At 47.6% G+C, this 12031-nt stretch carries 11 protein-coding genes; all 11 read left to right on the top strand.

The window, feature by feature from the left end; translation table 11 throughout:
- Positions 1-59 precede the first annotated feature (59 nt).
- Positions 60-476: a cysteine metabolism transcriptional regulator CymR gene (gene cymR / locus QMA04_RS08610; RefSeq protein WP_191716070.1), complete on the top strand. Its 417-nt coding sequence runs from the start codon at positions 60-62 to the stop codon at positions 474-476.
- A 15-nt stretch (positions 477-491) separates the two neighbouring features.
- Positions 492-1625: a cysteine desulfurase family protein gene (locus tag QMA04_RS08605; RefSeq protein ID WP_290185121.1), complete on the top strand. Its 1134-nt coding sequence runs from the start codon at positions 492-494 to the stop codon at positions 1623-1625.
- Between the two features lie 14 nt (positions 1626-1639).
- On the top strand, positions 1640-2758 hold the full coding sequence (mnmA, locus tag QMA04_RS08600) for a tRNA 2-thiouridine(34) synthase MnmA (protein ID WP_290185119.1): 1119 nt from the start codon (positions 1640-1642) through the stop codon (positions 2756-2758).
- Between the two features lie 14 nt (positions 2759-2772).
- Positions 2773-3432 carry a tetratricopeptide repeat protein gene (locus QMA04_RS08595; protein ID WP_290185117.1) on the top strand — a complete coding sequence of 220 codons (660 nt, stop codon included), beginning with the start codon at positions 2773-2775 and terminating at the stop codon, positions 3430-3432.
- A 24-nt stretch (positions 3433-3456) separates the two neighbouring features.
- Positions 3457-5874 carry an SF1B family DNA helicase RecD2 gene (gene recD2 / locus QMA04_RS08590; protein WP_290185115.1) on the top strand — a complete coding sequence of 806 codons (2418 nt, stop codon included), beginning with the start codon at positions 3457-3459 and terminating at the stop codon, positions 5872-5874.
- A gap of 481 nt (positions 5875-6355) precedes the next feature.
- Positions 6356-8980, top strand: a complete 2625-nt coding sequence (gene alaS, locus QMA04_RS08585) for an alanine--tRNA ligase (RefSeq protein ID WP_290185113.1) — start codon at positions 6356-6358, stop codon at positions 8978-8980.
- Between the two features lie 89 nt (positions 8981-9069).
- Complete coding sequence (locus QMA04_RS08580) at positions 9070-9336, top strand: IreB family regulatory phosphoprotein (protein WP_191715929.1); 267 nt, start codon at positions 9070-9072, stop codon at positions 9334-9336.
- A 2-nt stretch (positions 9337-9338) separates the two neighbouring features.
- Entirely contained in the window at positions 9339-9755 is a 417-nt protein-coding gene (ruvX, locus tag QMA04_RS08575) for a Holliday junction resolvase RuvX (RefSeq protein ID WP_191715928.1), read from the top strand.
- Between the two features lie 13 nt (positions 9756-9768).
- Positions 9769-10077 (top strand): DUF1292 domain-containing protein, encoded by a 309-nt coding sequence (locus tag QMA04_RS08570; protein ID WP_191715927.1) that lies wholly within the window; start codon positions 9769-9771, stop codon positions 10075-10077.
- Between the two features lie 125 nt (positions 10078-10202).
- Positions 10203-11327, top strand: coding sequence for an endolytic transglycosylase MltG (mltG, locus tag QMA04_RS08565; RefSeq protein ID WP_203339800.1), 1125 nt, complete (start codon positions 10203-10205; stop codon positions 11325-11327).
- Between the two features lie 91 nt (positions 11328-11418).
- Positions 11419-12024, top strand: coding sequence for an O-methyltransferase (locus QMA04_RS08560; RefSeq protein WP_290185109.1), 606 nt, complete (start codon positions 11419-11421; stop codon positions 12022-12024).
- Positions 12025-12031: the final 7 nt, after the last annotated feature.

Raw genomic sequence — 12031 nt, 5'->3', positions numbered from 1 at the left:
TGCTTCATTTCTTGACCGGCTAATTATAAATTCAATTTATTAAACTCAGAGGTGCAATGATGAAAATATCAACCAAAGGCCGTTACGGTCTGACCATAATGATCGAATTAGGAAAACAATACGGGGAAGGCCCGCTTCCGCTGCGCAAGATTGCTGCAGAAAATGATTTATCGGAAGCTTACCTGGAACAGCTCGTCGGACCACTCCGCAACTCGGGACTTGTAAAAAGTGTCCGCGGAGCATATGGCGGTTATATGTTGACTCGCCATCCACGGGAGATTTCTGCAGGAGATGTCATTCGCGTGCTGGAAGGGCCGATACAGCCGGTCGAAGGCATTGAAGACGAGAAACAGCCCCAGCGTGAGCTATGGGTGCGCATCCGTGATGCAGTGAAAAATGTACTCGATACAACGACTATTGAAGATTTGGCCAAAGCCAATAACGGTGAAACTGAAAGTTATATGTATTATATATAAAGGAGTTAGCAAATCATGAATCGAATTTATTTAGACCATGCAGCGACTTCTCCGATGCATCCTGAAGTGGTGTCCACTTTTTCAGAAGCACTTGGAACGGTCTATGGCAATCCGTCGAGCATACACGGGACCGGAAGAGCCGCCCGCAAGGCATTGGACGACGCCCGCAAATTACTGGCTGACAGCATCCACGCTGATGACACGGAGATCATTTTCACCAGCGGCGGAACCGAAGCGGACAATTTGGCGGTTTTCGGCACTGCTGCCAAAAAAAGCGGCAAACACATCATCACGACAGTGATCGAACATCATGCAGTTCTGCATGCTTGTGAGAAATTGGAACGGGAAGGCTACGACATTACTTATCTGGCGGTTGATGAAAATGGCCAGGTCCAAGCAGAAGACGTGAAAAATGCGTTGCGTGACGATACAATTCTAGTGTCGGTGATGCTGGGCAACAATGAAGTCGGCACCATTCAGCCGGTCGCTGAAATCGGTGAACTGCTGAAAGGGACAGGCATTACGTTCCACACGGATGCTGTCCAGGCATATGGTGTGCTGCCGATTGATGTTGAGAAATTGAACGTCGATTTATTGTCTGTATCCGCACACAAGCTGAATGGACCGAAAGGCGTCGGTTTTCTATACCAGCGTAAAGGAATAGCGGTAAGTCCATTGTTGTACGGCGGAGAACAGGAACGCAAACGCCGTGCAGGAACAGAAAACGTACCGGCAATTTCCGCATTTGCCAAAGCTGCAGAAATTTCATTGTCGACGATGGAAGAGAAAACTGCGGCATATGAGCACTACAAAACCATCTTCAAATCCGCATTGAATCAGCAAGGCATTGATTACAAGGAAAACGGCAGCAATCAACTGCCGCATATATTAAATCTCAGTATTCCGGGCATCGAGATCGAATCGTTTCTGGTCAATCTGGATTTAGCGGGAATTTCAGCTTCAAGCGGGTCCGCCTGCACAGCCGGGTCAATTGATCCTTCCCATGTGCTCGTGGCCATGTACGGTGAACAAGCTGCTGAAATCCGCAATTCCATCCGATTCAGTTTCGGATTCGGATTGGCGCCTGAGGATATTGAACAAGCTGCTGCAAAGACAGCTCAAATCAGCCAGCGTTTGGCGTTAAAATGAAAAGGTGAGAGATAATGACTGCAAAAGCACCACAAGATACACGTGTTGTCGTCGGCATGTCCGGAGGGGTCGACTCTTCGGTTGCCGCTTATTTATTGAAAGAACAGGGTTATGATGTCATCGGCATCTTCATGAAGAACTGGGATGACACCGATGAAAACGGCGTCTGTACAGCGACGGAAGATTACGAAGATGTTATCCGAGTCTGCAACCAGATTGGCATTCCGTATTATGCCGTCAATTTTGAAAAGCAGTACTGGGATAAGGTTTTCACATATTTCCTGGAAGAGTACAAAGCAGGGCGTACACCGAATCCTGATGTCATGTGCAACAAGGAAATCAAATTTAAAGCATTCCTTGAACATGCTTTGAGCCTGGGTGCAGATTATTTGGCGACCGGCCATTACGCACAGGTAGAACAGTCGGCAAACGGGGAAACAAAAATGCTGCGCGGCAAAGACAACAACAAAGACCAGACGTATTTCCTGAACCAATTGGATCAAAGCCAATTGTCTAAAGTGATGTTCCCGATCGGCCATATGGAAAAGAAAAAGGTCCGTGAAATCGCATTGGAAGCTGAACTTGCAACAGCAACGAAAAAAGATTCCACAGGCATCTGTTTCATTGGCGAACGCAATTTCAAGGAATTCCTTGGGCAATACCTGCCGGCTCAACCCGGCCAGATGGAGACGTTGGAAGGCGTCAAAATGGGCACGCATGACGGTTTGATGTATTACACGATCGGCCAACGGCAAGGGCTTGGCATCGGCGGCGCCGGCGACCCTTGGTTTGTCATCGGCAAAGATTTGAAAAAGAATGTTTTATACGTTGGGCAAAATATCCATCACGATGCTCTATTCTCGGATAGCCTGACTGCGGTAAACTTAAGCTTCACGTCAAATACAGCACCGACCGGTATTTTGGAGTGCACAGCGAAATTCCGCTACCGCCAACAGGATGTCGGCGTTACAGTGGAATTTAAAGGCGAGGAAGCCATCGTGACATTTGCAGAACCGGTCCGTGCCATTACACCAGGACAAGCCGTTGTTTTTTATGACGGCGAAGAATGTCTGGGCGGCGGAACCATCGACCGTGTCTTTAAAAATGGCGCGCGTTTGGAATATGTAGGGTAATGGGAGAGACAGCGATGAATTACAACGAAATCGGCATACAGGCTTTACAAGAAGGCAACACGGAAGAAGCGATCAAAGCTTTTACACAAGCGATTGAAGAGCAGCCGGATAATCCGCTTGGCTACATCAACTTTGGCCATGTGCTGACTTCCATGGACGAAATCGACCGTGCAGAACGTTTTTTCCAAAAAGCAATCACGCTTGATGAAACCTCGGCGACGGCTTATTACGGCCTCGCCAATCTTTATTTCAATTCAGAGCGTTACGAAGAAGCATTGAAGTTATACGAAAAAGCTCTGCAGTACGAATTGGAAGGCGCAGATGCGCATTTCATGATCGGCAAATGCTTCGAAAAGCTGGAGCAGCCTAAATTGGCGCTGCCTTATCTGCAGCGTGCAGTAGAGCTGGATGAAGGCGATGTCCAGGCTCGCTTGAGCTATGGCATCACTCTGGCATCAATGGAATTGTTCGAGCTGGCAGAACCGCAATTTCTGCAGGTGCTTGAACAGGATCCGAACCACTCGGACGCCCATTACAACCTGGGTGTTCTTTATGCGGTTTCCACCAATCGCACGGAAGATGCCATGCATCACCTGAAACAAGCATATACACTTGATGACCGCAATGAAATGGCGCGCTACGCGTACGATATGATCGCAACAACACTGGAATAGCCACGTGAAAAGGAGACGACAGAAATGACCGGACAAATCGATTTATTTCAAGAAGAAAAACAGTTTGTATTAGGGCGTCCTGTCGTCTCGATTTTTCACAATCCCCAAAATTTATTCTCCATCGCGAAAGTGAAAATCCAGGAAACCAACACCCCTTATACCGAAAAAGAAATCATCGTGTCGGGCTATTTCCCGATGCTGACCATGGAAGAGCAATACCGGTTTACCGGCGTGGTGAAAAACCACCCCCGATACGGCGTCCAGTTCCAGGTGGAAACCTTCACCAAGGAAGTGCCCGAAACTGAACAAGGCATTATCCATTATCTGTCGAGTGATATGTTCAATGGAATCGGCCGCAAGACGGCTGAAACCATCGTCAAAAAGCTTGGCAAAGACGCCATTAAAAAGATTTTGGAAGATCCGGATGCATTGGACAAAGTGCCGCGTCTGTCAGACGATAAAAAAGACACGATCCGTGCGACGCTGCAGATGAATCTCGGACTTGAGCGCGTCATGATCCAGCTCAACGACTGGGGATTTGGCCCGCAAATCGGGATGCGGATCTACCAGGCTTACCGTGAAGAAACCATCGATATTTTGACGAAAAACCCTTTCCAGCTGATCGAAGAAATCGAAGGCATCGGTTTCCAGCGTGCCGATGAACTGGGAATGAAACTCGGCATCACCGGCGCCCACCCCGACCGCATCAAAGCATCTATCCTGCATATCCTTAACCAGGCATCCTTGTCGGATGGGCATGTTTATGTCGATGCTAAAACCTTGATCCCAATGGTTAAAGAAATGCTTGAATCGCGCCAGCAGGCAGAAATTCCGATTGATGCGATCTCCAAAGCAGCCATCGAATTGAACGAAGAAGGCAAAGTCGCAGGGGAAGAAACGCGGCTTTATTTGCCATCGCTTTATTATTCGGAAGTAGGCATTGCGACCAAACTGGAAACCTTGCTGGCAGAGCAGGAAACCCGCACGAAATTCCCGAGTTCAGAAGTCCGCAAAGCACTCGGAGAAGCGGAAGAGCGGCTTGGCGTCAATTACGCTGAAACGCAGGTGGATGCCATTGAAAACAGCATCAACTCATCGGTCATGATTCTGACGGGCGGCCCGGGTACCGGCAAGACGACCGTAGTCCGCGGATTGGTTGAAATCTACGCAGAGCTGCATGGTTTATCTCTGGATCCAAAAGAGTACGCCAAGAAAAAAGAACCATTTCCAATCATCCTGGCAGCACCGACAGGACGGGCGGCCAAACGCTTGAGCGAATCGACCGATTTGCCGGCGATGACCATCCACCGCTTGTTGGGTTTTAACGGACAGGAAAAAGACGAAGAAACCGAAAAGGAAATCGAAGGCAAATTGATCATCATCGACGAAATGTCCATGGTCGACACTTGGCTTGCGCACCAGCTCCTGAAAGCCGTTCCGGAAGATGCCCAATTGATTTTTGTCGGGGACCAAGACCAATTGCCGCCGGTAGGACCGGGGCAAGTGCTGCGGGACCTGCTTGAATCAAAACGGATTCCTACGGTGGAATTGACCGAGATTTACCGCCAGTCTTCAGGATCTTCCATCATCGAGCTGGCGCACCAAATGAAAAAAGGCAAATTGCCGGAAGACATTACCGCGAAAACAGCAGACCGCTCATTCATTAAAGCGGGAGCGGATCAAATTCCATCAGTGGTTGAAAAAGTCGTGAAAAGTGCCTTGTCGAAAGGCCATTCAATCAAGGATATCCAAGTGCTGGCGCCGATGTATAAAGGACCGGCAGGAATCGATGCCTTGAACCGGCTGATTCAGGAAATGGTCAACCCGAATGCCGACGGCAAACGCAAAGAACTGGTATTCGGCGACATCACCTACCGCATCGGCGACAAAATCCTGCAGCTGGTCAACCAGCCGGAAAGCAACGTCTTCAATGGCGACATGGGCGAAGTCGTAGCCATTCTCAAAGCGAAAGAAACAGTCGAAAAGCAGGACATGCTGGTGGCGTCTTTCGACGGCATCGAAGTGACTTACGAACGCAGCGACTTGAACCAGCTGACGCTTGCTTATTGCTGCTCAATCCATAAATCGCAAGGATCCGAATTCCCGACAGTCATCATGCCGGTTGTCCGCGGCTATATGAAGATGCTGAGACGCAACTTGCTTTATACCGGCATCACCCGCAGCAGGGATTTTCTCATCCTGTGCGGAGACCCGAGCGTTTTCCGATATGGTGTTGAACGGACGGATGATATGCAGCGGATGACTACCTTGAAAAACCGTTTGGCGGTCGCAGCGGAGGAACCGAAAACCGAACAGCAAACCATGGAAAAAGCCGAAGCCGTCCAAAGCGGACCGGTCAGCCTGACCACGGAAAACGTCCACGCTATCCACCCGATGATTGGCATGGAGGGCATCACACCGCAGAAATTCATGGAAGCTTAATTGATCAAAACACACTAAAGAATATAGTTTCAGGATTAAAAAATCGCTTCAGGCGTACGCTTGCCGTGGGCATGCCTTCTGCCGTTTTGTTCCTTCACTTCCTGCGGACCTGGCAGCGAAGTTGTTTTGCGGAACAACTAGGCGACATTTAAGCTGCACATAGAAGCAATAAAAAGTCCCACTATTGACATCGACCAAAGCTTTTTCTATAATTCAAATTAGACTGATAGACAAACACAATGATGGAGACAGTATAAAATCGCATCCGGACAGAAACAGGGCCCCAGGCTGAAAGGCCCCGACGAGATTTGATTTTAGAAAGCTACTCCGGAGTGCAGCTAATCCCTGCCGTTGAACCGCGTTAAGGTGTTCGAGAGACATGAAGCTTCCGGCTTTGTGTAACTAGGGTGGTACCGCGAAATAAAGCCTTCGTCCCTTTTTTGGGATGAGGGCTTTTTATATTGTTGAGGAGGAAAAAAAGATGAAAAACTTAAAAGCTGAAGACATCAGACAAATGTATATTGATTTCTTTAAAGAAAAAGGCCATGACCAGGAACCGAGCGCACCGCTTGTGCCGTTTGAAGATCCGTCCCTATTGTGGATCAACAGCGGCGTGGCGACATTGAAGAAATATTTCGACGGCCGCGTCATTCCTGAGAATCCACGGATCGTCAATGCGCAAAAATCAATCCGGACGAACGATATCGAAAACGTCGGCAAAACAGCACGCCACCATACATTCTTTGAGATGCTCGGCAACTTCTCCATCGGTGAATACTTTAAAACCGAAGCGATCCACTGGGCGTGGGAATTCCTGACTGATGACAAATGGATTGGTTTCGATCCGGAGAAATTATCCGTAACGATCCATCCGGAAGATGAAGAAGCATATGGCATTTGGTTGAATGAAGTCGGCGTTCCTGCTGAACGCATCATCCGCCTGGAAGGCAACTTCTGGGACATCGGCGAAGGCCCGAGTGGCCCGAACTCGGAAATTTTCTACGACCGCGGGGAAAGCTACGGCAATGATTTGAATGACCCTGAATTGTATCCAGGGGGCGAAAATGATCGCTATTTGGAAATCTGGAATTTGGTTTTCTCTCAGTTCAACCACAATCCCGACCATACGTACACACCGCTTCCGAAACAGAACATCGATACAGGAATGGGCTTGGAACGCATCACTTCCGTTGTCCAAGACGTACCGACAAACTATGACACGGATCTGTTCATTCCGATTATCCAGAAAACCGAAGAAATTTCAGGTAAGAAATATGGCCAAGATGCCGATATGGATATGGCTTTCAAAGTAATCGCTGACCACATCCGCACCGTGGCATTTGCAATCGGGGACGGAGCGCTTCCGTCGAATGAAGGCCGTGGCTATGTATTGCGCCGCTTGCTGCGCCGTGCTGTACGCTATGCGAAAAAGCTGGGCGTCGAGAAACCGTTCTTGTTTGAACTGGTTCCAGTGGTCGGGGACATCATGAAAAACTTCTACCCGGAAGTCAGCGACAAACAGGACTTTATTATCCGCGTCATGAAGCTTGAGGAAGAACGTTTCCACGAAACGCTGCATGATGGCTTGGCTATATTATCGTCCGTTGTAGAAAAACAAAAAGCGGCTGGCCAGACGGAAATTCCAGGCGAAGACGCATTCCGTTTGTATGACACTTATGGCTTCCCTGTGGAGCTTACAGAAGAATATGCGGAAGAGGAAGGCATGGCGATTGACCATAAGGGATTCGAAGCAGCGATGCAGGCACAGCGTGACCGTGCAAGAAATGCGCGTCAAAATGTCAATTCAATGCAGACGCAATCGGAAGTATTGGGCAATATTAAAGACAACAGTGAATTTATCGGCTATAGCCAAACGGTATCCGATGCACAAGTGCTGTTCATCATTAAAGATGGCGAATTGGCAGAAAGTGCCCACGAAGGGGAAGAAGTTCAAGTTATCCTGGACCAGACGCCATTCTATGCGGAAAGCGGCGGGCAGATTGCAGACCACGGGACATTGAGCAACGATTTGGTTCAAGCAGCTGTACTGGATGTCAAAAAAGCGCCGAATGGCCAGAATCTTCATTCTGTACGAGTTGAAACCGGTGAATTGACGAAATCCACTGTCCACGCACAAGTCGATGCTTCAGAGCGCCGCCACACGGTAAAGAATCATACAGCGACGCATCTTCTGCATCAAGCACTAAAAGATGTTCTAGGCACGCACGTTAACCAGGCAGGATCTTACGTAGGACCAGACCGTCTGCGTTTCGACTTCTCGCATTTCGGCCAGGTGACGACAGAAGAATTGGAGACGATCGAAAAAATCGTCAATGAAAAAGTCTGGGAAGGCATTGCCGTCCAGACCGGCTACCATAATTTGCAGGAAGCAAAAGAAATGGGTGCGATGGCTTTATTCGGCGAGAAATACGGAGATGTTGTCCGTGTCGTTGAAATTGGCGGCTACTCACTTGAACTATGCGGCGGTGTCCATGTAACGAATACATCGGAAATCGGTTTGTTCAAAATTGTTTCAGAAGGCGGCATCGGCGCCGGCATCCGCAGAATTGAAGCTGTTACAGGAAAAGGCGCTTACGAAAGTTTGAAAGACAGTGAACATATCTTGGAACAGGCATCCGGCCTCCTGAAATCATCTCCAAAAGACATGGTCCAAAAAGTCCAGTCTGTCCAAGCGGAAATGAAATCGCTGCAACGTGAAAACGAATCGCTGCTTTCAAAAATTTCCAATGCCCAATCTGCCGGCATTCTAGACAGCGCGCAAAAAGTAGGCGATATTACTGTCCTGTCCGTTAAAGTTGAAGCGAAGGATAATAACCAGCTGCGCCAGATGATGGATGACCTGAAAACGAAAATCGATAAAGCGGTGATCGTTCTTGGGGCAACGGATGGAGAAAAAGTCATGCTGGCGGCAGGTGTTACGAAAGATATAGCCGGTGGGGAATATCACGCAGGCCAAATCGTCAAACACGTGGCAGAACTGTGCGGCGGCAAAGGCGGCGGACGTCCGGATATGGCAATGGCAGGCGCCAAAGATCCTGGAAAATTGGATGCGGCGCTCGAATCGGTCTATAGCTTAGTGAAATAGGTTTAATAAATCGACGCTATCGGTTATAATGGAAATCAGACAGCAGGAGTAAGTATTCCTATTCAAAATCCGAAAGCGAGGTGCTTGTCGTGAGTTCATTTGATCGAACTATGAAATTCGATTCTTCTGATGAGTCGATGGAGCAAGATGTGAAGCAAGTGATGCTTCAAGTCCATGCTGCACTTGAAGAAAAAGGCTATAACCCGATCAATCAGATTGTCGGATATTTATTATCAGGTGATCCGGCTTATATTCCTCGCCATCAGGATGCGCGAAATATGATTCGCAAACTGGAACGGGATGAAATTCTGGAAGAGCTTGTAAAGTTCTATATTAAAAAGAATAACGGGGAATAATCATGCGTATAATGGGACTTGATGTCGGATCGAAGACAGTCGGCGTCGCAATCAGCGACCCGATGGGCTGGACAGCTCAAGGAATCGAAACCGTCAAAATAAATGAAGCGATCGAAGAATTCGGAATGGCCCGCCTTGGCGAGCTGATCAAGCAATATGAAGTGACCGAAGCGGTCGTCGGCTACCCGAAAAACATGAATAACTCTATCGGGCCGCGCGCTGAAGCTTCCGAAAGATTTGCAGCTTTGCTGAAAGAAGCGTATAGTATACCGGTGGTCCTATGGGATGAACGGCTTACGACGTCGGCAGCAGAAAAGATGTTGATCTCCGCGGACGTCAGCCGCAAAAATCGCAAAAAAGTGATCGACAAGATGGCAGCAGTCATGATTTTGCAAGGCTATCTTGATTTTAAAAAATGATGAGGTGACACAAATGGAACACGGACAAGAGCACATTACAGTCGTAGACGAAAACGGCAACGAACAATTATTTGAAGTATTGTTCACATTTGAATCAGAAGACTTCGGAAAATCATATGTTTTGTATTTCCCGGTAGGCGCTGAAGAAGATGAAGAAGGCGAAATTGAAATTCATGCATCTTCCTTCACGGAAAACCCTGAATCAGATGAAACTGTTGGCGGCGGAGAACTTCGCCCGGTTGAAACAGATGAAGAGTGGGACATGATCGAAGAGATGTTGAATACGTTCCTTGACGAAGAAGAAGAAAACGAAGAACTATAAAAATGGAAGGGACGGAATTGTTTGCTGATTCCGTCTTTTTCTTTTGTGCACTTTTCTTGTATACTGATAGAAGTTGAGGCAATTAAATCAACTTTTGCAGAAGAGAAAAGCTGGGGGGGGAACCCGTGGAGAAACCGTCAAAAAAAGAGATCATGTTTGAACGCATGAAAGAAAAAAAGAAGGAAGTGAGAGTCGTCCGACGCATCGTCTTAATAGTCGCGCTGATCCTATTGGTCATCATCGGAATCGCAGGCTTTCAAACCTACAATTACATCACGAACGGCCTGGAACCGGTTGATCCGGATTCTGAAGAAGTGGTTACTGTCGAAGTTCCAATCGGTTCGAGTCTGGACAGTATTGCAGCATTGCTTGAAGAAAACGGCATTATTGAAGATGCCCGCATCTACAAATATTACGTTAAATTCAACAATGAATCCGAATTCCAGGCAGGGACATACGACTTGTTGCCATCCATGACATTGGATGAAATTACGGAAAGCCTGAAAAGCGGAAAAGTCTACCGCGAGCCGTTATTCACCATCAATGTTCCGGAAGGTTTGACGGTAGAAGAAATCGCTGAAAATGTCATCGCGAAGAAAACGTCGTTTACGGCAGAAGAGTTCTTGGAGAAAATTCAGGATCCTGCTTATATCGAAGAACTGATGGTCAAATACCCTGATCTGCTGACAGATGAGATTTTGAATGAAGACATCCGCTACGCGTTGGAAGGTTATTTGTTCCCAGCAACTTATCCGATCTACGATGAAGACCCATCGCTGACGTTGATTATTGAGCAAATGCTCGATACGACACAAGCAAATGTCATGCAATACCAGAGCGTGTTGGAAGAACAAGGCGAGACCCCACATTGGCTTCTGACATTCGCTTCCCTACTGGAAGAAGAGGCAACGGCTCAATCAGACCGCCAGACCATCGCCAGCGTATTCTATAACCGACTGAACGATGACATGCCATTGCAGACGGATCCAACGGTCATTTATGCGATGGGCGAACATAAGGATCGTCTCTTCAATACAGATTATGAGTTTGAACATCCATTCAGTACTTACAAGAATAAAGGGCTGCCGCCTGGACCGATTGCAAATGCTGGAGGTTCTTCGATTGAAGCGGTGTTGGATCCCGCTGAAACCGAATATTTCTATTTCTTGGCTGATTCTACAGGTACGAATCATTTTGCCAAGACCTATGAAGAACATTTGGCCAACCGGGATGAACATATCGGTAAGTAAAGCCATCGAGAAGGAAGCGTCCTCGCTTTCCTTCTCTTTTTATGGTAAGATTTGAAGTAATTTTTGCGTAGCCGAAAAGGAGCTTTCCAGTATGGTGAACAATCAATTATCAACGACGCTTAAAGCGGTTCAAGCTTATGCAGCGGCACATCATGTGCCGATTATGGAAGATCAGGGAATCCGGGAACTGGTGGATTTACTGAAAGCACAACAACCCGAACGGATTTTGGAAATCGGTTCAGCCATTGGATTTTCAGCAATTAAAATGGCTGAGGCACTGCCGGAATGTACAGTGGATACGGTTGAACGGGATGCTTCCCGCTATGAAAAAGCAGTTGAATTTATTGCGCAATCAGGTTTCGGGGGACAGATCCGCATTTATCATGCAGATGCATTGGAACTTGCCTTATCGGAACTGAAACCACAGTATGACGCTATTTTCATCGATGCCGCCAAAGGCCAGTATGAACGCTTTTTCGACAAGTACGAAAGCTTATTGGCAACAGGCGGAATCATATATTGCGATAACATGGCGATGCATGGACTCTCTGACATTCCACTGTCCGAAGTTCCCAGAAGAAAACGTACAATGATCCGTAATCTTGCAGCATTTAAAGAACATATGCTTCATCACCCCGCTTATGACACGCAATTATTGTCAGTGGGCGATGGCATCATGATTTGCAAAAAGAAATGAACACACT

This window comes from Planococcus sp. APC 3900 (assembly GCF_030407735.1).
Classification (GTDB): Bacteria; Bacillota; Bacilli; order Bacillales_A; family Planococcaceae; genus Planococcus; species Planococcus notacanthi.
This window is presented reverse-complemented; position numbering and strand designations above follow the sequence as displayed.